Source organism: Oryzomicrobium sp., assembly GCF_021287045.1.
Taxonomy (GTDB): domain Bacteria; phylum Pseudomonadota; class Gammaproteobacteria; order Burkholderiales; family Rhodocyclaceae; genus Oryzomicrobium.
The window spans coordinates 212,981-237,317 of the sequence record NZ_JAJTBG010000006.1; the positions used below are offsets into that span (position 1 = coordinate 212,981).

28 protein-coding genes and 1 pseudogene are annotated in these 24,337 nt (G+C 66.3%); 3 read left to right on the forward strand and 26 right to left on the reverse strand.

What is annotated here, in order from left to right:
* Positions 1-81 precede the first annotated feature (81 nt).
* From LWW89_RS08760 to LWW89_RS08810, 11 genes are all read right to left on the reverse strand, one after another.
* Positions 82-327, reverse strand: coding sequence for a hypothetical protein (locus tag LWW89_RS08760; RefSeq protein ID WP_023093146.1), 246 nt, complete (start codon positions 325-327; stop codon positions 82-84).
* A gap of 161 nt (positions 328-488) precedes the next feature.
* Positions 489-1,598 carry a DUF6094 domain-containing protein gene (locus tag LWW89_RS08765; protein WP_023093147.1) on the reverse strand — a complete coding sequence of 370 codons (1,110 nt, stop codon included), beginning with the start codon at positions 1,596-1,598 and terminating at the stop codon, positions 489-491.
* A gap of 65 nt (positions 1,599-1,663) precedes the next feature.
* Positions 1,664-2,314: a hypothetical protein gene (locus LWW89_RS08770; protein ID WP_023093148.1), complete on the reverse strand. Its 651-nt coding sequence runs from the start codon at positions 2,312-2,314 to the stop codon at positions 1,664-1,666.
* A gap of 84 nt (positions 2,315-2,398) precedes the next feature.
* Complete coding sequence (locus LWW89_RS08775; RefSeq protein ID WP_023093149.1) at positions 2,399-2,764, reverse strand: hypothetical protein; 366 nt, start codon at positions 2,762-2,764, stop codon at positions 2,399-2,401.
* An 89-nt stretch (positions 2,765-2,853) separates the two neighbouring features.
* Positions 2,854-3,465: a DUF3275 family protein gene (locus tag LWW89_RS08780; RefSeq protein WP_003294141.1), complete on the reverse strand. Its 612-nt coding sequence runs from the start codon at positions 3,463-3,465 to the stop codon at positions 2,854-2,856.
* A gap of 55 nt (positions 3,466-3,520) precedes the next feature.
* Entirely contained in the window at positions 3,521-4,072 is a 552-nt protein-coding gene (locus LWW89_RS08785; RefSeq protein WP_023093150.1) for an STY4534 family ICE replication protein, read from the reverse strand.
* A gap of 343 nt (positions 4,073-4,415) precedes the next feature.
* Positions 4,416-4,781, reverse strand: a complete 366-nt coding sequence (locus LWW89_RS08790) for a DUF3085 domain-containing protein (RefSeq protein ID WP_023093151.1) — start codon at positions 4,779-4,781, stop codon at positions 4,416-4,418.
* 66 nt (positions 4,782-4,847) lie between these two features.
* On the reverse strand, positions 4,848-5,645 hold the full coding sequence (locus LWW89_RS08795) for a hypothetical protein (protein ID WP_023093152.1): 798 nt from the start codon (positions 5,643-5,645) through the stop codon (positions 4,848-4,850).
* A gap of 291 nt (positions 5,646-5,936) precedes the next feature.
* A complete protein-coding gene (locus tag LWW89_RS08800) occupies positions 5,937-6,653 on the reverse strand; it encodes a hypothetical protein (RefSeq protein ID WP_023093153.1) in 717 nt (238 codons plus the stop codon).
* Between the two features lie 250 nt (positions 6,654-6,903).
* A complete protein-coding gene (locus LWW89_RS08805) occupies positions 6,904-7,296 on the reverse strand; it encodes a hypothetical protein (RefSeq protein WP_023093154.1) in 393 nt (130 codons plus the stop codon).
* Positions 7,297-7,320: 24 nt separating this feature from the next.
* A complete protein-coding gene (locus LWW89_RS08810; RefSeq protein WP_023093155.1) occupies positions 7,321-7,572 on the reverse strand; it encodes a hypothetical protein in 252 nt (83 codons plus the stop codon).
* A gap of 490 nt (positions 7,573-8,062) precedes the next feature.
* Between LWW89_RS08810 and LWW89_RS08815 the strand changes: the two genes are divergently transcribed.
* Positions 8,063-9,097, forward strand: coding sequence for a hypothetical protein (locus LWW89_RS08815; protein WP_205954406.1), 1,035 nt, complete (start codon positions 8,063-8,065; stop codon positions 9,095-9,097).
* 545 nt (positions 9,098-9,642) lie between these two features.
* Here the strand turns inward: LWW89_RS08815 and LWW89_RS08820 are convergent.
* The 14 genes from LWW89_RS08820 to LWW89_RS08885 all read right to left on the reverse strand — a co-directional run bounded on the left by LWW89_RS08820 (position 9,643) and on the right by LWW89_RS08885 (position 21,959).
* Positions 9,643-11,658, reverse strand: coding sequence for a DNA topoisomerase III (locus tag LWW89_RS08820; protein ID WP_023093157.1), 2,016 nt, complete (start codon positions 11,656-11,658; stop codon positions 9,643-9,645).
* Between the two features lie 294 nt (positions 11,659-11,952).
* The gene (locus tag LWW89_RS08825) at positions 11,953-12,336 is read right to left on the reverse strand and encodes a single-stranded DNA-binding protein (protein WP_004362284.1); all 384 of its coding nucleotides are present in this window, start codon (positions 12,334-12,336) and stop codon (positions 11,953-11,955) included.
* Entirely contained in the window at positions 12,333-12,881 is a 549-nt protein-coding gene (locus LWW89_RS08830; RefSeq protein WP_023093158.1) for a DUF3158 family protein, read from the reverse strand. The genes LWW89_RS08825 and LWW89_RS08830 overlap by 4 nt, the downstream gene beginning before the upstream one ends.
* Positions 12,878-13,666, reverse strand: a complete 789-nt coding sequence (locus LWW89_RS08835) for a PFL_4669 family integrating conjugative element protein (protein ID WP_023093159.1) — start codon at positions 13,664-13,666, stop codon at positions 12,878-12,880. Before LWW89_RS08835 ends, LWW89_RS08830 begins: the two co-directional genes overlap by 4 nt.
* A gap of 183 nt (positions 13,667-13,849) precedes the next feature.
* On the reverse strand, positions 13,850-14,377 hold the full coding sequence (locus LWW89_RS08840; RefSeq protein WP_023093160.1) for an RES family NAD+ phosphorylase: 528 nt from the start codon (positions 14,375-14,377) through the stop codon (positions 13,850-13,852).
* Positions 14,374-14,745, reverse strand: coding sequence for a hypothetical protein (locus LWW89_RS08845; RefSeq protein WP_023093161.1), 372 nt, complete (start codon positions 14,743-14,745; stop codon positions 14,374-14,376). Before LWW89_RS08845 ends, LWW89_RS08840 begins: the two co-directional genes overlap by 4 nt.
* Before the next feature lie 120 nt (positions 14,746-14,865).
* A complete protein-coding gene (locus tag LWW89_RS08850) occupies positions 14,866-16,059 on the reverse strand; it encodes an STY4528 family pathogenicity island replication protein (protein ID WP_023093162.1) in 1,194 nt (397 codons plus the stop codon).
* 3 nt (positions 16,060-16,062) lie between these two features.
* Entirely contained in the window at positions 16,063-16,623 is a 561-nt protein-coding gene (locus tag LWW89_RS08855; RefSeq protein WP_023093163.1) for a DUF2857 domain-containing protein, read from the reverse strand.
* 17 nt (positions 16,624-16,640) lie between these two features.
* Positions 16,641-18,299, reverse strand: a complete 1,659-nt coding sequence (locus LWW89_RS08860; RefSeq protein WP_023093164.1) for a ParB family protein — start codon at positions 18,297-18,299, stop codon at positions 16,641-16,643.
* Positions 18,292-18,528: a hypothetical protein gene (locus LWW89_RS08865; protein ID WP_012584779.1), complete on the reverse strand. Its 237-nt coding sequence runs from the start codon at positions 18,526-18,528 to the stop codon at positions 18,292-18,294. The genes LWW89_RS08860 and LWW89_RS08865 overlap by 8 nt, the downstream gene beginning before the upstream one ends.
* Positions 18,512-19,378 carry a ParA family protein gene (locus LWW89_RS08870; RefSeq protein ID WP_023093165.1) on the reverse strand — a complete coding sequence of 289 codons (867 nt, stop codon included), beginning with the start codon at positions 19,376-19,378 and terminating at the stop codon, positions 18,512-18,514. Before LWW89_RS08870 ends, LWW89_RS08865 begins: the two co-directional genes overlap by 17 nt.
* Before the next feature lie 40 nt (positions 19,379-19,418).
* Entirely contained in the window at positions 19,419-19,637 is a 219-nt protein-coding gene (locus LWW89_RS08875; protein WP_016446183.1) for an AlpA family transcriptional regulator, read from the reverse strand.
* A gap of 118 nt (positions 19,638-19,755) precedes the next feature.
* Positions 19,756-20,517 carry a hypothetical protein gene (locus LWW89_RS08880; protein ID WP_023093166.1) on the reverse strand — a complete coding sequence of 254 codons (762 nt, stop codon included), beginning with the start codon at positions 20,515-20,517 and terminating at the stop codon, positions 19,756-19,758.
* A 530-nt stretch (positions 20,518-21,047) separates the two neighbouring features.
* Positions 21,048-21,959: a LysR family transcriptional regulator gene (locus LWW89_RS08885; protein ID WP_016446185.1), complete on the reverse strand. Its 912-nt coding sequence runs from the start codon at positions 21,957-21,959 to the stop codon at positions 21,048-21,050.
* 231 nt (positions 21,960-22,190) lie between these two features.
* Here LWW89_RS08885 and LWW89_RS08890 point away from each other — a divergent pair, with 231 nt between their 5' ends.
* Entirely contained in the window at positions 22,191-22,622 is a 432-nt protein-coding gene (locus LWW89_RS08890; RefSeq protein ID WP_170288398.1) for a hypothetical protein, read from the forward strand.
* A 169-nt stretch (positions 22,623-22,791) separates the two neighbouring features.
* Positions 22,792-23,700, forward strand: coding sequence for a LysR family transcriptional regulator (locus tag LWW89_RS08895; RefSeq protein WP_023093167.1), 909 nt, complete (start codon positions 22,792-22,794; stop codon positions 23,698-23,700).
* 8 nt (positions 23,701-23,708) lie between these two features.
* Here the strand turns inward: LWW89_RS08895 and LWW89_RS08900 are convergent.
* Positions 23,709-24,269: pseudogene (locus LWW89_RS08900) on the reverse strand (LysR family transcriptional regulator); the annotation flags it as partial.
* Between the last annotated feature and the right edge of the window lie 68 nt (positions 24,270-24,337).

Sequence of the window (24,337 nt, forward strand, 5' to 3'; positions counted from 1 at the left end):
TGGGGCATGCACCTCCCCCACGGGGCGGTGACATGCCCCTGGGTGGGAAGAAAGAAGCGGCGCGAGGCCGCTGGATTTGGATCAGTATTCGCTGGGCAACAGCAGCGTGGTGACGCTGCGATCCCATTCGGTGATGATCCAGAGCTTCAGGTCGCGCGTGACCTGGTAGGACGAGAACAGACGATCCTCGCCGGACTTCAGCGCGGCGTCGTTCTGCCGCCGATCGCTGTCGCTCAGGTCGCCCCATTCGCCATGAAGATGGCGGCGCAGGTACGGCGTGGGGTTGAGCCGGCCCTGTCGGACCAGCTCGTCGACGCCGGCGGTCATGACCACCTGCCCGGGCGAAAAGCGTGCTTGTGACGAGAGGTTGAGGACTGCGAGTGCCTTGGTGGTTTCTCCTTCTGGAAGAAGGGGCCACGGCACCCCATCGGGGCGACGTGACCCCGGTGGGTGGATGAAAGCGACGGCGAACCGTCAGGGAACAGCGATCAGCGGATGGTCAGCACTTCGCCCCACGTGGGCGAGCCCAGCGTCAAGTCCCATGCACGAATGACCGGCACGAACTTGTCGGTGAGGATGCGCGTCTCGGCCACGGAGCCGTCGTCGCGTTCGGTGTATTCCGTCTGGAGGGTCTTCTCCTTGTGGGTATCACCTTTGACGACGAGCACGCGCCCGCTCTTGGACTTCACCACGCCGGAGATCGCGCCTGCGGCCAGGGCCAGGGCGAGATGCCAGTGCGACAAGGCCCGCGCGGGCGGACGCAGCGATTGCTGCGCGGCGCCCAGGTGGGTATCGAGCGCCGGCCAGAGTCCTTGCAGCCGGCCGACTTCATCGGCGAACTGCTCGGGCTCCATCGTCACGCGATAGAAGTGCTCCGGCTCGGCCGGGCTGGCAGGGACGGTGTACGGCAGGAACGGCCATTCGAGCGGCAGCTCCTCGGCTTCGGCGTCACCCTGTCCGATCTGCAGCAGCAGACCGCGCACGGCTTTGACCGACTCCGACGCCTGGTCGCGTTGACGAATCCTGCGACCGAAGATCACCACCTGCTTGAACTGCGTTTCCACCGCACGGTAGATGCGCAGGCCGGCGAAGTGGCGCGTCAGCCATCCGACCAGCTCGGCGTCGAGCACGTAGGACGGCACGATGAAGACCAGCACGCCACCGTACTGCAGCAGCGGCAGCGCGCGCTGATAGAACAGCTTTTCCAGCCGCGCACGGCCCTGGCCCTGATAGCCGATGTTGCCGTTCACGTCCTTGCTCAGGTCGCCATACGGCGGGTTCAGCCACAGCAGCCCGAAGGACTGACGCGAGATCAGCGAGTCCATCAGGTCACCGTGGATGCAGCGATCGACCAGTTGCCGTGCGTGGCGGGCACGCTCGGCGTCGTACTCGACGGCGAAGGCCTGGACCTGCTCGCGCCCGAGGGCGTGGGCGGCTTCGGCAATCGCCACGCCTTCGCCGGCGCAGGGATCGAGGATGGACATGGAGCCGGGAGACGGCGCCAGTGCGGACAAGGCCCGCTCCAGCGTCGGCTCGTCGGTGGGGAAGTAGCCGTTACGGATGAAATTGCGCGCCAGGCGCGGAAACATGAGTGCCATGGATTTCTCCTGATGATGGATGAGGGAAGGCGGGCACGCGCGGCGCGCATGCCCGTTGGGATGGCTCACGCCACACGCCGAAGCGGTGCGTTCGCGGCCAGTTCGTACTGCGTGGCACCGAGGGTGCCGTTGCGGATCAGCTCGCCCAGCGCCTTCGTCAGCGCGGCGACATCGAGGGCCAGCCGATGACCTTCCAGCGGCCCGAGGGCCAAGGGAAGACCGGTCAGCATCCGCCGTGTCTGCAACAGGTCCAGCACGGTGTCGCGCCAGTGGTCGAGCAGTGGCAGCGGGCAGGTGTCCTGCACCAGCGTCCACAACCGGTCGAGCCGGTGCGCGGAATCCCTGGGCAGAAGCGCCAGCGCGCTGGCGTTGGCCTTGTCTGGCTTCACGCAGCGACGATCGAACAGCCACACATTCGTCAGCGAACCGAACAGCGTTCGCCGATAGGCGCGGGTGATGCGCTTTTCCAGGTTCTCGACGTTGCCGACGAAGACCGGGATGGATGCACCCTGCTCGGTGATGACGTGGAACTGATCCAGTCCCTGGTCATCCCGGCCGAGGGTCAGGCGGGCGAGGAACTCCTGAACGGCGGTGTCGCGCGCCCAGATCGAGAGAAAGACGAGATTGCCCTGCTCGTCACCGACGCAACCGTCGGCCATGAGATCGGGGCATTCGTCGATGCGGTACAGCGGTTTCGCGGAAGAAGGTGCAGGCATGGTGATGTCCTCTTGGAAAAGAAGGAGCAACCACAGCCCGCGGGGCCGTGCTCGCCCCGGTTGGGTGAAGGAAGATGCGTGCCGCTAGACGGTGCGTCCTGCGTGGAAGCGGTGAACCCGCTCGCGCCACTCGGAGCTTTGCACCGGCGCCATGTCGAGATAGCGCAGCGGGCACGAGTAGTAGTACGGATGCGCGGACTCATCGAGGGACTTGTAGCCCCAATCGCCGCCCGAGCTTTCCAGCAGGTGGCAGCCGATGTAGCAGACGGACTCACCGGCCGCGAGGCCCATGACGCCCGCCTGCCTGGCGGTGACGCGAACCACGGTCCACAGAACGTCGCCGTCCAGCGTGTGGTCGATGACTTCGCAGCAAGCGCGTTCGGACGCCTGCGGAGCGATCAGCTCGCGGATCAACTGATCGCGCGTCTGACGAACGAAGGTCCAGCCCATGAAGGTCTCCTTGAAGAAATGGCCGGAGCCCTCCCCGTCGGGCGAGAACCCCGGCGGGTGGCGGAATGCCGCGCAAGGCGGCGGATGGATCAGGCAGCTTTGAGGTGCCAGTCCTGGGACAACGGAGCGAACTCGTAGCCCAGCTTGTCGAGACGGTCGCGCTGCTGACGCAGCACACGACGATCCACGGTCGCATCGAGCTTCACGGTCTCGCCCAGGGGCCACAAGGCACCGAACAGCGCCGCGTCGTCTGCCTCGGCCGAGGCCGCAGCGGACACGGGAGCCGGTTCGCTGCCGAACGGCGTGGTATCGACCAGGGGATCGCGCGGACTGCGCGGCTTCGCCTTCGGCTTGGCCGGGGGCGTTGCCGGCACGGGCGCCTGCGCTTCCTCGTCGATCGGATCGACTTCCTGCGGACTCAGCCGGCGGGCTTCGTCGCGGCTCAGGGCGTCGATGTTGGACAGCGTCATCCCGCCCAGATGGGCGCGGATCTCGATGACCATGCGGCCGTTGGCGTTGTACGTGGAGGGGCGAATCTCGACGATGACGAAATCACCGTCGTACTTGCCCTCGCGGTACTGATCGAGTTCGGCGTTCTTCACGACGAACTCGCCGATCGAGGTCGCCAGGCGGCCGACGTTGAAGTCGCCGTTCCTGCCGTGGATGGTCTTGATGGCCAGTTGGCCGGGGATGGTGATCATGAAGGTCTCCTGCTGACGAAGAGAAGACAAGGCCCCGGGGATGGGGCCTTGCGGATCAGAACGACTCGGCAACGGCCAATGCGGGGGCATCGGCAGCGTCGTCGGCAGCATCGGCGACGGGCTTGGAAGGCTCCGGTGCCGAGGCTTGCTGCGCTGCGGGCGCGTCGGACGTCACAGGGACTTCCGGGTCGCGCTCGTCGGTCTCGGTCGGCTTTGGTTCGGCCTTGTAGACGAGCTTGCCGTCGACCTTGATCCAACTGACGAACAGCAGGCGGGCCTTGAGGCTCACACCCTGCTCGCCGGCACGCTTGCCCTTGGAGTAGGTGAAGGTGTCGGTCCACAAGTCGCCCAGGCGGAACCCGATCATCACCTTCTTCTCGGCGTCGGCCGCCTGAATGCAGCGGCGCACCAGGTGCTGCGCTTCCGATCCCGATACGCGCGTGTCGAAACGCACATACGAGACGTCATCGCTGGGACCGTTCAGAGCCGCGATGTCGCAGGCCAGGAACGCATCGCCTTTCTTGGGCTTCACTTCGCGGATGCGATTGAGATACCCGAGGCCGGTGATGTGCAGATCGAAGTAGGACTTTTCGTTGGAAGTGGTCATGGTGAATCTCCTGAGAACAATGAGGCGGAGACACACCCGACCCAGGCGGGGAAGGTGTGGAACCCCCGCGTGGGTTGATGGAACAGCTTGGAGGCATCGCCATCGAGAACCGATGGCCGTTCGCGCATGGATGCCGGTGCGAACTGGAGTGATCAACGCGGTCGGAACCGCGTCGCAGCCTTGAAGATCGTGGCTGCCTGGGCATGTCGCTGACGGACGTCAGCGGAACATGGCCGGAAGCGTGGCGCCAGGACGGCGCGCAGGCGAGCGGCAATCGGCACTCGCGGCTGTCCGCATTGCCGGGAAGAATGAGGCCCCCGGAGCGGGGGCCAGGGATGGGCGGTCAGTTGCCGCTGGGCGTGGAAGGAACCGCCTGCAGCGACAGGTGTGTCGCGGTGGCGGACACGTCGAGGTCGTCCTCGCTGTGCAGGATGCGCGCAAACACGCCCTCCTGCGGATCGAAGAACTCGCCGAAGTCGTCGCCACCGAACTCGGCGCGCGCCAGCTCCCACCAGTCATCGAACGCATCGACATCCGGGTTGCAGCCGGCGGCATAGGCGATGGTCTTCTGGCGACCATCGGGTCGGCGCTCGCCGCGCTCGGCCAGGAAGTACACGCCGTGATCCTTGACCAGGATGACGCGGCACTGATTCGCCACCGCTTCGGCGAGCACGGGCCGCAGCTCCGTGCCTTTGAATCGAACAGTCATGGGTGTGATCTCCAGGGAGGCAGAAAGAGAGGCTTCCCGCCGCGAAGGCGGGAAGCTGCTGGGAGGTCAGTGCCGGACAGCCTTGCGACCCGACAGGCACTGCACGCGGATGCGTCTCCAGCTCCCGTCGTCGATCAGCCGTTCCAGCGTCTCGCCGAGGGTGTCGAAGAACACTTCATCGACCCGTTCGACCAGCTCGCCGGCGCGGTGCAGCTCCACCGCGTAGAGGTCGAGGCCACGCTCATACAGCACGGTGACGCGACCCTGGAACTTCATCGTGGCGACGGTGAAGCCGATGGCCGGTGGCGTGCGGATGATGTCGGCGGGCAGCGGATCGACCCAGGTGATGTCCCGCGCACCGGCATCCACCAACAGGTGGGTGACGCGCCGGAAACCGTCGGGAGCGGGCAACTGCTCCAGTTGGACGATCAGTTCCTGCAGCTCGGGGCAGCGCGGCTCGGGGATCGGCAGCTTCGCCGGTGCGGACCCGAGCACGAACCGCTTCACCGTGTAGGGCTGGCCGTCGGCGGTGAACTCGGTTTGCTCCTCGGGCGTGTCCGCCCGCTGACCGTCGAAGCGGCGTCTGACATAGGGTTCGACCTGCACCTTGGCGCCCTCGTCGGGCACTTCGGTCACGAGGGTGCGATCGAGCACCGCGAACTCGGCCCGTCCCGTCTTGACGACGATGGCCTCGTCGGTGGTGGCGATGACCTTGCCCTCGAAAGGCTTCGGGTCGATGTGAAAGCCCAGCGTCGAAACCTTGGGCTGGCCGTCGAAGATGTTGAACTTGAACGAACGGACGTTGGAAGGCACATGACCGACGACGAGCGTCGGCATCTGTGCGCGGATGGCTTGGGTATCCATGGGGAGACTCCTTGTGGCAACCAAGGGACTCCCGCCCGCAAGGGAGGTCGATCCCTTGAGGGTGAGGTGGATGGACGCGGCATGCGTCCGGCGAAAGAAACGACCAGCGCGGCGGACCGCACCGCAGTCTCGAAGGTCTCGACTGCCTGGGCATGCTGCCGGCAACGCCAGCGAACATGCGGCCAGCGTGCGGCACATGGCGGCGGCCGTCCGCCGGGAATCGGCAATGCGCCGGCACCGCGTTCCGCGAAAAAGAAGAGCCCCGACGTGGGGGCTCGAATGGGTTGCGGGTTACTCGTCGTCGTAGAGCGTCAGTCCGTCCAGCACGGGCGCGTCGGCATCGAAGATCAGCAGCCGCACGTCGGCGAGCGCAGCCAGGTGCAACACTTCCACGAGGGACTCCGGCATGCCCTTGGCCCGGTGCTCCTGCCGAAGCTCTTCGGCGGTGATGCCCTCGACATGCTGCAGGTTCGCATCCGTCCAGGGCGTGGCGATCAGCTTCATGCCGACCGCCGGGCTGTAGGGAATGCGGAAGGCCACGAACAGAAAACCGCTCGGCGTGGCGATGTCCGCCAGTTCGGCGAGGAAGCGACCGGCCTCCTCGGTGATGTGCGCCGAACTGATTTCCCAGGCACGGCTGTAGAACCCGGTCTCGAAGCGCAGGCGGCGTACCACCTCGCGCGCGGCTTCCTCGGAGTAGGTATCGCCGACGTGCAGCGGCTGGCCGGCTTCTTCGGCCATGACGGTGTAGACGAGGTTTCGGGCGATGCCGTGGCTGGGACACTGCGCGTCCAGCTCGGGCGGCACGTTCTGGCCCTCGGTGATCAGCGCGAAGTCGTCGCAGAAGACGCAGGCATGGCGCTCGACCTGGCTGTCCGGCAGGTGCGACTGCGAGACGTGCAGCGGCAGATAGCTCAGCGGGCAGTCGTCGTCGTAGGAAATCGCCAGCAGCCGCTGCACGGACAGGCCATCGTAGCCGCGGACGAAGGGGTTTTTGGAATGGGACATGGGATTCCTCCAGCAGAGGATGGCCGAGGCAATCCCCTGCCGGGGATTGAACCCCAGCGAGTGGATGAAGTGGCAGCCGGTCAGCCGGCCGCGGCGTCGGGCCGCCCTGGTGGCGGGCGGTGCAGGTCAGTGGAAGATGCTGATTCGGGACATGGCCGCTCCTGCGAAAAGAAGGAGGGACATGGCCCCGAACGGGGACGCATGTCCCTCGTGGGGTGGGATGAAAAGACGGTGGGTTGCCAGGCGCGGCTCACCAGCCGTTGTAGTGCAGCGTGAGGTCAGCGATGACCTGGCGCCGTTCCAGATCGAGGCCGCCGAAGTCGGACAGCCCCTCGAAGCCGCAACGCTTGAGCATCGCGCCGCCCTCGCGGGAGTTGTAGAAGCTCACCATCGCGGACAGGAACATGCGTTGACCGCTGCTCAGCACGCCCAAGGCGTTGTTGAGCATCAGCATGTTGGGCCGCAGGTCCCACTTGGTGGTGGCACGCTGCAGACCTTCGCGTGTGCCGTCGCCGAACCACTCGTGGCCGGCGATTTCGGCGCCGCGCTTCCACGCCTGGAAGAACGCTTCGGGCGCTTGGGAAAAATGCAGATCCTCCAGAGCGATCAGATCGAGTACGTCTTGGGGCAAGGACTGGTTCATGAGGAATCTCCTGGCGAGAAGGTTTTAAGGGGTAAGCCGCTGTTGCCAGTGGCCTGTCTCCAGGGCATGGCGGGCGGCCTGGTACGAACGGAAGTACTGGACGGACTCACGCGAGACCGGACCTTCTGCATCGGTGGTGCCGATGTAGTGGCCGGCGGCGCTGTGGCAGACCTGGAGGGGCAGGCGCTTGCCGACGTGGACCAGGGCCAGATGGCCGATGGAATCGGCACGGGCCTGTGCGGGGCTGGGGAGCACCCCTGGGGGCGGACGGGGCATGGCGATCTCCTGGCGAAGGTCGGAGGCCACATCCCGAACGGGAGCGGAAACCTCCCGGTGGATGGAACAAAGCAGGCATCGGCGCCGCGAGGGCGCGCGTCCGCGGTGGTCGATGCGAAGCGGACTGGACGGGTCGCACGGAGGAACTCCGCGGCAGCCGGATGACCCTGGCTGCTGGCATGGTGCTGACGAGTCAGCGACGCATGACGGGAGGATCGGCGCGAGGAGGGTCGCTGTGGTCCAAGAAACAGAAATCCGTCATCACCGCAATGCCGCCGAATCCGGCTAGTGCCCTATGCACCAGGACCCGGTTGGGTACGACTGGTGCCGTGACGAAGCGATGGCGTATGAAGGCTGCGCCAGATGCTCCAGTGCTTGAATGCACCGGAAAGTCACTGCCTGACGGGATGAGATAGCTACACTGCGAGCGTTGCACCATTACGGCGATGGGGGCACATGGAGCGGAATGGACACAACGAGAGACTTCGACTTGGTGGAGCCGCTGATCGGCGAGACATGGGTAGTGGATGGGAAGGTGGCGGCCTCACCACCTGGCGAGATCGATGCGCTGTATATCCGGCCGATGTTGCACCAATGGGGACAGGTGCCATCGGGCTCGAAGGTGCTGCATTCACTGGTGCTCGACAACAATGTGCTGACCGACATGGTCGAAGGCCGTCGTTCGGCCAACACCGAATATCTGGAGAACCTTCTGCGCTCGAAACCGTTGGAGCTGAACCCGGTGATGGCCATGCTCGAACAGCGGCAGAAGTTTGGAGGCGCCAGCCAGGCACTGCATGATTTTGCCGAGCTGCTGGGGAGGCGCTTTGGTGCCTGGGCGGCCAAGCACAATGCCGGATACTTCGACAGGTTGCTGGAGGACGGCAAGCCTGAGCTTGCGCAGAACATAGACCTGCTGTCGGGTTACCTGCCAGCCATTCTGTACATCTACCACCAGCCTGGCAGTGCGGAATCCAAGCTGGAGTGGTTGAGTGGCCTGATCCAGGCGGTGGATCTGCCATTCCTGCAATTGCCCTTCTATCTTGCTGCGTTGTTGTTTCTCGTGAAGGAACAACCTGCACTGTTCCGCAACAAGGTCATCCGCAAGGTGAAGAGTGACACCAAGTTGATGGCCAGCCTTGAGGAGCAGAAGAAGGCGGTGCTGAACCTTGCGCACGATGTGATGCTGCCGGCGGTAGCGATTTTTCCTGCCGGTGTCGAGGACACGATCGTGTTTCCATACATCGCCACCCGCGACTACTTGTTGCAGGATTTCCTGGGGGAAATCCGTTGCCGTGCCGTCGTGGCGATCCCAGGTGGTCGAGCCAATGGCGCTTGGGAGTTGAATCCAACCGGTCATATCCATGCGCGACTAGGCGACGTCGTCGCCCGCTGTCTACCCAAACGCGCGGGGCCTGGAACTGCGGCGGAGCAATCGGTGCGTCGTGCGAACCTGCGAGCGTTCTCGGATAGCTATCTGGCGAAATGCCTGCTGCTGAAGAAGCAACCCGGCACGCTTGAATGAAGCTGGCAAGTCAGCAGATCCCCAAGATGTGTTGAGGTGATGGGGTGTCTCCTCTTCGGGCTTCGGTCAGGTTGGAGAAAGGCGCCGAAGACCTGCAGGTCTTCGGCTATCGAGCAAGAAACCACCCGTGGGCTGGCATAGCGCCTGGCCGTCGTCAAAGCCGTTCGCTGCGTCAGCAATCGCACCCGGCCCGTTTCGTGGCTGGGGCCGGAAACCTCTGGCGTGCATCCACACACAAAGGGAGCCCGATGTTTCGCCGGCGGGCACCGGCACGGAATACCCTCGGCCCAAGGGGCCTCCTCACGGCTCGCGCGGCGGCAAGGCGTCAGGAAGCCCCTCATGACCGAGGCAAGGCACACCGATCAAGGGAATGGCGGCGGGCGCGATTCATGGAGCAATGACCTTCTCGCCCCGTCGCCCGATGGCGGGCAGACGGGGCGCGCACACCGTTGCAGAAGGAGACGCGCGCTTTGGAGTCCCGCGCGGTGCGGGACGTTTGCCTTGCCGCCAGTTGAAGTGGCGGGCGCGGCAGGGGGAAGCCAGGATCAGAACGCCTTGGAGGCGGCGCGCCGCTTGCGCGGTGCGCCGCGCCGGCCCGTCGGGGACTCGATCGGCAACGTGCCCTTGCAGTCCGGGTAGCGCGAGCAGGACCAGAACGCGCCGCTCTTGCCCGTGCGCTGCTGCATCGGTGCGCCGCACTGTGGGCAGGCCGGCGCCGGCGGCAGCTTGAGCGAGAGCGTCGCGCCGCGGTACTGCTGCACGAGCTGACCGACCCACACGGACTGCTTCTCGATGAAGGTGTCCAGCGCCATCTGGCCGGCCTCGATCATGTCCAGCGCCTGCTCCCACACCGCCGTGGTGCCGGGGTCGGCGATGGCCGAGGGCACCGCGTCGATGAGCGTGAATGCCGCGTCGGAAGCGCGGACGGCACGGCCTTTCTTGACCAGGTAGCCGCGACCGATCAGACCGTTGATGATGTTGGCGCGTGTCGCCTCGGTGCCGATGCCGGTGGTATCTCGCAGCTTCTGTTTCAGCCGCGGGTCGGTCACGAACTTGGCGACGGTCTTCATGGCCTTGATCAGCTCGCCCTGCGTGTAGGGCTTGGGCGGCAGGGTCTTCAGTGCCTTGAGATCCACCTTTCCGACCGGGCAGGATAGGCCCGCATGCAGGGCGGGCAGCACCTGACTGCGCTGCGCATCCTCGCCATCGGCATCGTCCGGCCCCGGCGTCGCCAGCACCTCGCGCCAGCCGGTGACGGCGTTCTGCTTGCCCACGGCCGCCAGCGACTGACTGCCGCACGAGAACTGCGCCATCGTGCGGTCGAACTCGTGGTGCGGGAGGAACTGCGCGAGGTAGTGGGCGCGGATCAGCCGGTAGACGGCCAGCTCCTTCTCGTTCATGGCCGACAGGTTGGCGGGCTCCAGCGTCGGGATGATGCCGTGGTGAGCTGATACCTTGCCGTCGTTCCACGCACGCGAACGCTGGTTGCGGTCGAGGCGGTCGATCAAGGGGCGCAGGCCGGGATCGGTCTTGACCAGACTGTCCAGCACCGTCGGCACTTCGGCAAGCATGTTCTCGGGCAAGTAGCCCGAGTCAGAACGCGGGTAGGTCGTGGCCTTGTGCGTCTCGTACAGCGCCTGGGCAATGTCCAGCGTCTCCTGCACGTCGAGCCCCAACTGCTTGGAGCACACCTCCTGCAGCGTGCCCAGGTCGAACGGCAGCGGCGGCCCTTCGCGCACGCGCTCGGTTTCTACCGACAGCACCTGGGCAGAGCCGGCCGTGCGCAGGCGCTCGGCGGCCTGCTGCGCCACCGGCTGTTGCAGGCAGCGGCCCGCATCGTCGGTGCTACCTTGCGGCGGCGTCCAGCTTGCGACGAAGGACTGGCCTGTATGCGAAAGCGCAACCTCGATGGCCCAGAACGGTACGGAAACGAAGCTCGCAATCTCGCGGTCGCGATCCACCACCAGCTTCAGCGTCGGCGTCTGCACCCGGCCCACCGACAGCACACCGGTGTAGCCAGCCTGTCGACCGAGTAGCGTAAACAGCCGGCTCAGGTTCATGCCGATCAGCCAGTCGGCACGCGAGCGGGCCAGGGCCGAGTAGTACAGCGGCAGCGTCTCGGCGGACGGCTTGAGCGCACCCAGCGCCTTGCGGATCGACGCATCGTTGAGCGCCGACAGCCACAGGCGCTGAATCGGCCCGTGGTAGCCGCACAGGTCGATGATCTCGCGGGCGATCATCTCGCCCTCGCGGTCGGCGTCGGTTGCTATCACCAGCTCGCCCGCCTTGGCGACGAGCTGCTGCACGACCTTGAATTGCGCCGCGGTCGCCGCCTTGGGCTCGACACGCCAACGCTCAGGAAGAATGGGCAGTTGCTCGATGGCCCAGCGCTTGTATTGCTCGCCGTAGCCTTCGGGCGGAACCGCCTCCACCAGATGACCGATGCACCAGGTCACGACGACACCCGCGCCGCTGTAGCAGCCGTTGCCGCGTTGGCCGGCGCCCAGCACACGGGCGATGTCCTTGCCCTGGGACGGCTTCTCGCACAGGAACACGCGCATGAAGCCTCCTTGGAAATGTGCGGTTCATCGGATGGGCGTCAGCTTGGCGGGGCCAGGAGATGCCGGCAGCAAGGAAGCCGATTGATGCAGACACCGCTTTGTGATCGGCAGGCGGTCCGTTGCCGCAGCGGTGCGCATAGACCGCAGGAGTTGGCACAGCAAGAGCGTCGTTTCTGGAGGGCGGCTGGAACTCCGTGGACGACCTTGGAGCTATCCCTTGGGGATAGCTCGCTGGTGCATCGCGGGCGTATGACGGTTGCTACAGCCGCCCTCGGGGGAACGGCGATGGGCGAATTACTGTCCGCCGGCGGGCTTGGCGCTGAGCGCCACCGACTCGATGCGGTACGGCAGGATGCCCACGCGCCGCGCCTCGACCTTGAACGTCACGCGCTCGTTCTCGTCGGCGTCCTCCCATTCGTCGCGCACGGTGCGGCCCTCGACCAGCACCCGCATACCTTTCTGGTACAGCGTCTTCCAGTGCTCGGCGTCGCGGTGCCACAGCTCCACGGGCGCCCAGAAGCCGCCGCGATCTTCGTACTCGCCGTCCTTCTTCGGGATCGGGTTGTCGAAGTAGACGTTCAGGCGAAGCAGCCGGCGCGGCTCGTCGTTGCCGTTCGGAAATTCGCGGTAGTCCGGCGCAGAACCGATGTTGCCCTCGCCGACGAAGTGCGTGCTCATGGTGACTCCTTGGTGGTGGGTGGAACGGATGCGGTATGCCCGTGGACGCGCCGCAGGTAAGCCGCTTCGGCCTGCGCGGCCTTGTAGGCGCATTCCAGGGCTTGGCGAGCGATGCTGTGGGTCAGGCTGATCTGCATGTTCAGCACGATGCGCTGCAGTTCGATCGCGTACAGCTCGTCGATCAGCGAGGCCGGCGTCGCGGGGTTGGCCAGCAGGGCCTCCCACAACGCCACGCCCATGGAGGAACGGTCGAGGTTGCGCCAGCGCAGGAAGGTCGTCCCTGCGCCAGTGGCCTGCTGGGCCAGTTGCACGTCGAGCAGACTGAATGGATAGGCGCGCGCCTGGGGCAGCACGCGCCGCTGCGCCAGGCCAATCACGTCGTCGCGAAGCGCTGCGCACTGGCTGGCCCAGGTCGCCAGACTCCCCTTACCCTTAAAAGGCTGTAAAAGGCCTTTTAGGTAGCCTGCGTGTTCCAGCCGCTGGAAGTCCGCCTGTTCCAGCGCCACGAAGCGCGTGGAGTGGCTGATAGGGGGCGATGCTGTCATGCGCCAGCACCCTCATCGCCCGCGGCACCATCGGCTGCGCCACCCGTGGGAGCCTGCGCATCGGGCACGATGGCAGGCGCAGCATGCGGCGTGCCGGGCTTGTTCGACCGCCGCGCGATCGGTGGCGCGAAGCGCGAGCGGCGCGTGCCTTCCAGCACGTCCTGCGGCAGCTCGCCGAACTTCTCCAACGCCGCTCGCGCCGCCGCGTTCTTCGCCGCGAAGTCGTCGCGCGTCGTGCCCGAGTAGCGGTACTGCTGGGCCAGCGAGAACAGGCTGCGCAGCGCGTGCGCGCCATCATTGAGCCAGCGCTCCAAGGTGCTGCGGTCGATCAGCGCCGTGTGGTGCGCCAGGATGAGCTTGCGTGCCAGGTCGTCGTAGTCGGCCAGCAGGTACACCGCCATGAAGCCGAGCTGTGCATTCACGAACAGCGGCAGCTTCACCGGCTGCACATTCATGTTCTCGCCCAGCGATAGCGCCGGTGGCACGTCGGCCAGGGCCTGATCCACCTGTTCGCGCAGGGTCTGCAGGCGGGTCTTGGTGTCGGCGAGCTTGTCCTCGATCCGCAACATCCACCAGTCCGAGTACGGGTCGTCCTGCTCGGCGCCGCGCTTCATCTTGTTCATGGCGCCGATGAAGCCGTTGAGACCGATGATGCCGGGGCGCCCCTCGGTCGGCGCGCGGCCGTGCCAGATGCGCGAAGCGTGGTGCGTGTGCAGCGTCAGCGACATCGCGCTGCGCAGCGATCCGAGATTCAGTTGCAGGGGTTCGGTGCGTTCGTTGGCCATGGGAGCGACTCGCGATGAAGGGGCGAGTCGCCAGCATCGGCATCGGCCGGAAGGCTGTCAGTCAACAAACCGCAGCCCATGCGTGCCCGGTTTGTTCCGCACGGAAGGCTGTGTGTGCCGGCTATCCCCTGGGGATAGCTCGGCGGCGGGCCGAAGGGTGGAGTGCGAATCCGCGCTGTGGAGTCAGCGCGTCCAACTGGATTGGTCGCGGGGCAGTCGCCCGTCGGGATCATTGACCTCGACCGAATTGCCATCCCTGAGCCGATCCACGAACACCACGATATTGGTGCCGCCATCGTTCGCCTGGCTGGGGAACAGGATTCCGGTATGGCCCTGGGCCAGCACCATGTCGCCCAGCACCCAAGTGGGCGGCTCGATGTGAAGGTCGAATTTCAGATGGCGCCAGTCCTCGCGCCAGTCGTGCCACAGCTCGTCCCAAGGTTCGCCGCGGTGGAGCTGCCGCAGATCGACCAGCTCGCGCAATGCCACGGTGTACGAGCACATCGTGCAGGGCGGCAGGAAGGGCGAGGTCTGCTGGTATTCGCGTAGCGCGGTCGCTTCCTCCAGCGACAGATACAGCGCCTCGACGCCCTCCCGGTTGAAGCGCCCGCCCTTGGCCGCCGCACCAGCGCCGCTGGTTGGCCGGCTGGCCCACTGCGGGGTGTGCGCGCGAAACAGCGTGGTGCCGGGCGGCAGGTCGAGGAGGATCATCCGGTGAACCCTGCACTGATCGACTCCAGGTAGTCGATCGCATCGTCGGTGCGTCCTTCCTGCACCAACTGCAGCAGGGTCTTGTGGTGGAACGTCGGGATGGGCTCGTTCTTGACCATGAAGAATGCACGCGCGGTATCCGGCTGCACCGCCGAGGCGGCCGATAGCACCCGCATCAGGTCACGAAGCGCGGCCTGGAGTCGCGGTGACTCGGGGTGGGTGCGCAGGGTGTTGCGGTGCACGCCAGCCAGCGTGGCCAAGTCCTGGTACTGCAGGCCCAGGGCATCGGCGACGTTCGTGGCGGAAAAGCGGGACGTGCCGGCTTCACGCACCGATTCGAGCACATCCGCGAAAGCGGTAGAGGCCATGACGTTGCTCCCAAAGGCAAGGAATCACGAGCACATTATACGCACAGTTTGAGCACAGTTCCAAGCGGTCTGCTCCCCCAGCTGGAAGGCGACCTGTTCCGTCTATCCCCTGGGGATAGCTCAGGGATCGCGCAAGGCTGAACGCAGCCGTGCGAGGTAGGCGCGCGCCACCTCGGGGTCGGCTGGGCGGGAAGCCGAAGGCGACGACGATGGCGCCGGCCCCGCAGCTCGCGGCGCGGGCGGCGCTGCTGCGTCGTTGCCCGCCCACGCCTTGAACTCCCCGCGGATCGCCTTCTGGATGATGCCGAACAAGTAGCCGGCGGGATTGCGCACCGTACTGCCGCCACAGCGTGCCGCCCACTCGTCGAGCACGGCCTGCCGCTGCGCCTCGTCCACCTGCTGCAGCGCCATCAGCGCGCCGGCCTGCTGCTCGTCCTTCAAGCGCAGGAAACGCTCGGGCAGCCGCAGGTTCTGCAAGGCCCTCGCGCGCGGTACTGTACGTACTTCATTTATACGATCATTACGTACTGTACGGTCCTCCTTCGGAATCCGAAGAGAGCCGTCCGGCGCGGGTTTCGGCCCTGCTTCGGATTCCGAAGACGGGCGCGCGTCATTCCGAAGCAGGGCTTCCTGGCCTTCTTCGGATTCGTGGTCCGCACCCTCCTGTGGATAACCTGGCGTCGTCCAGCCATGCCGCGCCATGCGCTGCGCCAGCACTTGCAGACGGGTCGGCAGCGTGCGCCCGCTGAGCAGGGGGTCTTCGGCGATCTCTCGCAGCGTGTTCATGCCCACGACCTGCACCGCCTTCGCCGCGTGCGTGAGCGCCTGACTCACCAGGCCCAGGTAGTCCGGGTCGAGCTGCATCGCCTCGAAGGGCGACAGCGGTTCGTCGTGCAGCACGTAGAGGTTGCCTTGGATACGGCCGGTCTTGGGATCGCGCCGCCGCCGCACCAGGCTGAGCCAGCGCGTCAGCCGCAGCAGCGTCAAGGCGCGCGCAACGGTCTCGTGCGAGGCTTGCGCCGCACAGGGCATGGACGCCAGATAGGGGCGGAGCTGGTCGTAGGTGGGAAAGGCGGTCACGCCGTCGTCGTTGAGCTGCAGGCGGAACACCTGCCAGGCGTTTCGCTCCAGCGGCGTCAGGCGCCGGTCGAGGAACAGCCTGCGCGGCACGCTCTCATGGCGGTTGCCGCTGTAGAGGAAACCGTCGGCGGCCGGCGCCGTTCCCTGCGCCGGCTGCAGGTGCTGCAGGGCCTCGTCGAAGAGCGCGGACAGCGCAACGGGGCCTTCGCGCCGTGGTGCGCCGCCCGTGGTCATGGCCTATACCAACCCATGGTCGATCCAGTTCCGTATCGCCGACCAGATCACCGACATGGGCAGGGTCATGGCCTCGGCCAGATCCATGGTCAGCGCCACCATCGCCATGTCGTCGTTCAGCGCGATCTGCCGCTCCGTGATGCCGGCCTTCCAGCGTTCCCACAAGGCCACCTCCTGCGCCTCGTCGAGCACCGGATGCCGGCCCTTGCGCTTGGGCAGCCCGAGGATGTCGCGGCGCAGCGCCACTTCCTGATGCGTGAGGCCGTAGAACTTGCTGACCATCTCCGTGCTCGCCCCCAGGCGCAGCATGCGGTCCACCGTGGCGATCTCCCGCTCCACGTCGTGCACCTGGCTCAGCAGCCGCTTCAACACTTCCCGGTTCACCGATACCGAACACCACGACACCGTGGCATTCACCAGCATGCTCACGAGCTCGGGGTGTTTCAGCGCATCCAGCTCCTCCTCGCCGAAGCCCATGGCCTTGCAGCGGCGCAACTGGCCGTTGCGCAGGTCATGCAGGGCCTGGGCGATCACGGCCTGGTTGAGCGGGTGCGGTGCCGACATACGGGAGCCTCCTGCGCTCAGGAATCCTGGCTCGCTACGCCGGCTTCCAGATCCAGCAGCCGGCGCGCCAGGCGCAGCAGACGGAACAGCTTCACCAGCGCAGCATCGCTCAGGCGTGTGGCCGAGCCGCCATGGCCATGGAGCAGCGCCGCCAGCTCATCGGCCAGCCGCGCGCGGTCCAATCCGTTCGCGGCGGGCGGCGCTGCACTCAGCGCATGCAGCAGGGTCAGCACCGCCCGCGCGAACACCGGCAGCGCCTTCGCCTGGCCCACGGCCGGCGCCACGCAGACGAAGCCGATGCCGCCGTCGCTGGCCTCGATGTGGTCGGCTACCGCTGCGTCCCCGGCGATCTCGCGCGCGAATTGCGCGATGTGCACGCGCAGGCGATCCGGCACGTCCAAGCTCGGCTCGATGTACCAGACGTCCGAGATGGGATAGAGTCCGCCCGCCTGCACGGGGATCGCACGCAGCGCATCGGCCTCGAAGTCGGGCAGCTTGTCGCCGAGCTGGTCCGCGACCATCCGTTGGATGGACTGCAGGCGCTCGGTGGTCGGCGCCGGCGTCACGATGTGCCCTTGCAGGCGCTCGTCGCGCTGCCCGTGCTGCTCCTCCGGCGCCTCGGGCGGTGCAGGCGGTGTTGCTGCTGGCGCCGGAGGCGCGGCTGGCGTGGTGTCGCGCGGCACAGACGAGGCGGGTGGCTGCTGAGGCGCGGAGACCGGCGGGGGAGGTGCAGCAGGCACGACAGGCGCTGCCGCTGGCGTCGGCGCCGCCGGTTCGCTGGTCAGCGCACGCTGGCGGCTTTCGCTGTCGTTGATCTCCAGCGCCAGCGTGTCGTAGTCCGCCTCCAGCAGCTCGGCCATCTGGCCCACCAGCTCGTCCTGTACTCGCTGCGGCGAGAAGTCGTCCGGCTGTGTGTCGAACTGCGTCAGCACGTCCTGAAACAAGGTGGCGAAGTCCACGGCCACAGTGCGGCCCAGCGCCCGCCGCTCCCAGGTGCGCTCGCACGCCTTGCGCAGCACTGCGAGCCGGTCCACCTGATGCCGGCCCAATCCGCCGTACAGCAGCGTCGGGATCGCCGGCAGCAGATAGCGCACCGCATCGTTCATGCGGCTGATGTGTGACTGCGGCACCGGATAGCCGTCGGCCGTCAGCCGCCGCGCGAGTTCGCTCTGTGACAGCGCCTGGCCGCTTTCCTGCTCGTAGAACTCGCGCGCCTTCTCGATGCCCAATGCCCGCTCGATGAAGGTCAGCCCGCCGCGCAGCTCGTTCTCGGCCAGATGCCCGGTCAGCGCCACGATTTCGCCGCGCGCCGGCCACGGGCGGAACAGGCACGCAATGCGGAAGAAGCGTTCCTCCTTGGTCTCGCTCCACAACTCGCGCAGGATCGCCAGCCGCGTGTTGCCGCCGTTGCGAATGATGTAGTGCGCCTCGCCCGGCCTGCGCGTGATCGCGGGGGGCGCGTCCAGCCCGCGTTCGCGGATGGACGCCTTGATCTCCGCATAGGCCGGGTTGCGCGTCACGCGCGGGTCGTGGTCGTAGGGCCGCAACTGGTCCAGCGTCACCACCATCGGCGTGTCGGCGATGGGGTCGCTCAAGGTCGCGGCCGAAGGGCCGCTGCGCTCGAAGCCGGTGGCCAGAAGCTTGGCAGCCATGTCCTGCGGCGTCAGCTCAGCCACGGCCGTTCTCCTGCGCCTGCCGGTCGGCGCGGCGAAGTTGCGCGCGGGCATTGCGGTCGGCACGGTGGTCGCTCGCCGTCGAACTGGTGTAGATCGACGCGCAGCCTTGCTTCGTGAATTTCAGGTGCCCGCCGGACGTGCGCACCACGCGCCAGCCTTCGCCCAGCGCGAACTCGATCAGCGCGCGCAGCCGTTCACGGCCGCGCGCCAGTTCATGTGCGCTCGCCATGGCTGGCCCCTCCCGCATCGGCCCGGCCGGTGACCAGCGCGAAGCACTCCCGCCACGCGGGGAACAGCTCGCCGGCCAGCGTGCGCATGGTCTCCAGCGCCGCGGGCGCCGTGCGCCCAGCCGGCTGCCGGTACTCCACCCGGTGCACTGGCAATCCTCGTGTCGCAGCGCGCGGATAGGCTTCGATGGCCGGCACGTCGGTGCCCAGCACCTGCACGCCGGCCTGTTCCTGGAACACCTGTCGCAGCGCCTGCTGGACCAGCCGCGCGTTCGACGACACCGGATGCACACGGTTGATGAGCAGGCGCAGCGGCGGCGGCTCGATGCCCAGGTGCCGATACGGCGCGATGTCCTCGATCAGTTGCAGCGTGCCGCGCCGCAGCTCGCGCGCCGCGAGGATTTCCGGCGTCACCGGCGACAGCGCCAGGTCGGACGCCAGCACAGCCATCTCCAGCAGCACGCTGCGCGCGCCCTGGGTGTCGATCAACAGCAGGTCATAGTGCGTGCGGAAGACGGGCAGCAAATGGCGCAGTCGCAGGCGCCCATCCGGAGCGTGCAGCAGCAGCGTGTTCAGTTCACCGCGGTCGTCGTTGGAGAGCACCAGGTCCAGGCCCGCGATCGCGGTGCGTGACACCAGTTGCTCGATGCGCCGCTCGTTGAAGGCCAGCATCTCGTAGATGCCGCCGGGCGCGCGCGCGTCCAGCGTGAAGTAGCTCGACAGCGTGGGCTGCACGTCCAGGTCCAGCAGCAGCACGCGCAGCCCGGCATCGGCGATAAAGCCGCCCAGGTTGGCCGCCGTCGTGGTCTTGCCCACGCCGCCCTTGGTCGAAATGATGGACACCACCTGCATGGGCTTCTCCTCGTCGAATGGCATGAACCGAGAAGAAGCGTCAGGCGCGTTCTTTGAGGCGATCGGCGATCCACTGTTCGATCTCCACCGAGTCCCAGCCCACCGCGCGCACGCCCAGGCGCAGCGCCTTGGGGAACTTGCCTTCCTTCATCAGGCTGTAGATGTGCGCGCGCTTGAAGCCGGTCTTGGCTTCGACCTCGGCGCGGCGCAGGATGCGGTGCTCGGTCGGTGCCGCCGTGGCGGTGGTCTGCGAAGACATGAGGGTCACTCCTTAACGCTCAGTGGCGCTGATTGGCGTGACTCGAATTAAGAACACCGCGTTGAAGAAAGACACCGCAAATGCGGTATCCGCGACCGCAGATACGGTCTGGCATCGCTCAGGAATTTGTGCTCTGCAGATTGCGCCGAGCCAGTGCGAACTTGGCCTGCAGCGTGCGCTCGGTGATGCCCATCGCGTTGCCGTGGTGCGCCACCATCGCGCTGATGATGGCTTCCTGCGTCAGGAAGCTGGAATACGGCATGCCGCTGGGCGACTTGCCCAGCAGTAGCGTCAGTAACCCGCCAACGATGTTCAGGTAGGTCGATTCGCTGCGCGGCCCAGGCGTGCTCGCACGCTCCGCGTCGGCCGTGTAGGCGGCGTGCGTCTTCAGCAGCGCCTCGTGCTCGGCGCGCAGCGTCTCGTGCACGCCCAAGTGTTCCGCCAGCCGCGCCTTGATCGCTTCCCGCTCGGCCATCAATGCGCCCACTGTGTCCAGGCTGATCGCCGGGTGAAGCGCACGCTCGATCTCATCGAACAGAAACGCCGGTTTCTCGCCGGGGTAGTAGTGCGCCATCCAGGCTTTCAGATCGACGTGCCGCACGGTCAGCGACGGGTCGTCCATCGTCAGGCCCTGCGTGTCCCGCGCCAAGCCGTCCTTGCCATACGGCAGCTCGCCGTGAGCCAGCGCATCGAAGATTCTTTCGGCGTTCAACCGCAGCATCGGCCAGCGCGGAAACTCCGTTGCCTCCGGCAGAGGCCGCTGTCCCAAGGTCGCCAGGATGCGCCGCTCGAAGCGCAGCAATCCGCTCCAGCGGATTGCCGCCTCGATCGGGCGGTAGTTGGTCTTGGCGCCATCGGCCAGGCTGCTCGACTTCGGCATATCACGCGCCTCCATTCGTCATCGCACCGAGTCCACACACACGCACCCGCCGTACAGGCGACGTGCGTGGCCGTCCAGAAGTCTCCGGGCGAAACGAGCAAGTGGCGAAGCGGCGAAGACCGTGGCATCGACGATGCCGCCGGTTTCGTTGCGAGATGTGCGTCTTGCCGCGCATGGCGCCATCACTCACAATTCGCAAGCCGCGAAACATGCTGTCACCAGCGTCATTCGCGGGCACCATGCCTGACCCGGATAACCAGGCCAAAGTCTTTGCAGGGGAAAAGGCCCAGTAAAGCGCGATCAGCTCAACACGCCAGAGCCGATGCGCATACGGCAAGCACTGTTGCGCCGCGCGTCTTCGCTGTGACGCGACGCGATGGGCATGCAAGTCTCATCGCAGGATGCCAACCGCAAGCGCGAGCAGCCTGAGTGCAGCACGCCCGTGCACCGCGTCAATGGAACCCCGCTATGACAAAACAGGTCTGGCACCTTGACCAAAATGGCATCGCCCCAACCCGCCTGAAGCAGCCTCATGCGAGCCGTTGCGTATCTAACGGCATATGGCCGACACGCTGAGCACGGTCGATGAAGTGGCGCAGCGGCTCCGACATCGCGCCCTCGGGATGTAGCAGGTAGGTCGTCAACGCCGCCGAGTCCTCGTCCAGCGGCCGGACGATCACGTCCGCCTGCCGGCATGCCACCGCGTGCGCCGCGGTGGAAAATCCCACGCCATAGCCGGCCGCCACCAGGGCCAGCATCAACGAGTGGGTCGTCACGTACTCGGCCACGACCGGCGGTGTCTCCACCAGGCGCAGCAGGCGCTCGCATTGCCGGCTGCACTCCTGACAAACCTGCGGGTGACACAGCACCAGCGGGTAGCCCACCACCTCGTCCAGCGGTACCCGCTTGTGCGCCAGCAAGGGGTGCCGCGCGGGTATGGCCACCACCAGTGGATCTTGCCACACCGGCCTGGCGACCACCCCGGCCGCCATCTCGCCGGCCATCGCAAAGGCCGCGTCATACAGGTCGTTGCCCAGGCCGCCCACCACCTGCGACAGCGGCGCCTCGAACAGCCGGATGCCCACTTCCGGCGCCTCCTCGCGGCACAGCGCGAGCAGCGCCGACAGCCGGGTCCGCCCGACGCCGCCGGCCAGGGCGATGCGCAGGGCGCCCCGGTGTCCCACCGCCACCGCCCGCGTCTTGGTCTGGGCTTGCTCAAGGGTCAGCAGCACGCGCCGGGCCTCCTCCAGAAACACCTGCCCGGCCGGGGTCAGGCGCACGCCGCGCGGCGTGCGCTCCAGCAGCGCCACGCCCAGGTCGGCCTCCAGTTGGCGGATCGTGCGCGACAGGGGCGACTGCTCCACATGCAGCCGCCGCGCCGCCCGGCCAAAGTGCAACTCTTCGGCCACGGCTATGAAACAGCGAAGATGGCGTAAGTTCATGTACTTCCCCCCAGAAAGTGGAGTCCATTCCTCTGGCCGCAGGGAACCGCATGAGTGCTTCCCGGTGGCTATGCCGGTCACAGAGGCTTCCAGTTGCCGCCATCCGGCCTTCAGTCGCCGGCGAGGCGGCGAGTGTCCAGGCAAGGCCGGGTTATTCCATCGGTGTTGCCATATCACACAAAACCTCGGACAATCAATAATAATTCTCATTAGCATCCGTGTCTGAATGGAGTGAAGCCGATCAAGCCCGACGTGGCGAACCTGTCCGTCACTACCCACGGGAGCGTGTTCTGGAACGATGGACGCATGGGCGACGAGCAGCTCGCACAGCGGCTGCAGGCCTCCGCGCCGCGTCAACCGCAGCCCGAGGACTTCATCCGCGGCGACCGCCTGGTGGGCCCGCCAGCGCGTCGCGCAGGTGTTGGCGGCTACGCAGAAGTCCGGGTGTTGAAACTGAGCTTCGTGACCGACCCGGGCAGCAACCGGGGTGAGCCGAAAGACACCCTCATGAAACTGCATCGGCACGCTCGCCTTGACGTCCGCGTGTCGTCGTCGGTTGCACTGATCGCGGACACGAGCCACACGCGCGCACCTGCGCGCGGTGCCCGGCGCACCGCTGCCCGCCCTGGCATGGCAGCAGCAGGCGCTGACCATCAGCATTGAATGTCCGGGCTGTGTGCGCCGGCCTGCTCCGCGCGTGTCGGCGACGGGCCTGTTCCCGACAGGCATGAGTGCTTCGACGCGATGCCATCGAAGGAGGTGCTGACGGGATGCGGATGGAGGTGCTGGCGCCGGATAGGCTGAACCAGAAGAAGACAAACAGGAGGTGGCCTTGGATTTCAGATTGCTGCGTTACTTCATCGCAGTTGCGGAAGAGCTGCATCTGGCCCGTGCAGCCGAGCGTCTGGGCATCGAGCAATCGCCTGTGTCGCGTGCGATGCGCGACCTGGAAAGCCAGCTTGGCGTGCAGTTGTTCGACCGCAGCACACGCCTGACGCGGCTGACCTGGGCCGGCCAGGTGTTCCTCGGCGAATGCCGGCGCGTGCAGGCCACCGTGGAGCAGGCAGTCAAGAGCGCCAAGGCGGCGGCACAGGGCTGCCAGGGCCATCTGCGCATCGCGATCTGCGACAGCCTGGCGCAACCCCGCATCGCCACCTTGCTGGCACGCAGCCGCGAGGATGAGCCCGAGCTGGAGATTCGCGTCTTCGAGCTGCCGTTCGCGCAGCAGCTCAAGATGCTGCACAACGATCTGCTGGACATCGGCTTTGGCTTGTCAAACGCGGTGCATGATGGCCTCGTCGCCGAGCCGGTGTGGACCGATCCGCTGTCGGTGATCGTGCCCGCACGCCACCCCTTGCTGGCACACGTGCAGGTGCCGCTGGCCGAAGCCTTGAAGTTCCCGCTGGTTCTGTGCCATCCCGAATCGGGATCGGGCTGCCGCCATCAGATTCAAGCGCTGCTGCAGGACGCAGGCACGCCCCTCAAGCTGGTCGATGAAGTGACCAGCCTGGGCGTGATGCTGACCCTGGTCGGCGCCGGCTACGGCATCGGTTTCTCCATCGCCTCGCAGGTGCAGACGCTACAGCGCCCGGACATCTCCATTCGTCCCCTGGCCGGCATCCCACCGATGCTCTCTACCTACCTACTGCGCCGCCATGGCGAACCCTCCGAGCCGATGAAGCGGTTCATCGAGCGAGTGAAAGACGAGGCCGCACCGGTCGATGAAGAGCCAGTCCTTTGAGGACGGCAGCTCGCCACTTCCTCCAGCGGCACTTCCTTGAAAGCCAGCAGCGGATGCCTGGCGGGCAAAGCCACCACCAGCGGGTCTCGCCACACCGGCATGGCGACGATGCCGGCGTCCATTTCACCAGCCAATGCAAAACCTGCGTCATACAAGTCGTTGCGCAGTCCAGTCACCAACTGCGCCAGTGGCGTTTCAAATATCCGAATGCCGACCTGTGGTGCCTCCTCGCGGCAAAGCGCAAGCAACGCCGACAAGCGGGCCTGCCCCATGTCACCAGATAGTGCGATGCGCAGCGTGTTCCGCTGGTTCGCTGCGGCGCGTGCCTTGGTCTGCGCTTGCTCGAAGGCCAGCAGTACGCGCCGGGCTTCTTCGAGGAAGACCTGTCCCGCCGGTGTGAGACGAACACTGCGTGGCAAGCGGTTGAGCAGCGGCACCCCTAAATCCGCCTCCATCTGGCGGATCGTGCGCGACAGTGGAGACTGTTCGATGTGCAGCCGTCGAGCAGCCCGGCCGAAGTGCAGTTCCTCGGCTACGGCGATGAAGCAGCGAAGATGGCGTAAGTTCATGCTTTCTCCCTACCGATGTGATCAGTCCATATCATCGTAGGGAGCCGAATAGTGCGGAGGATTCACCT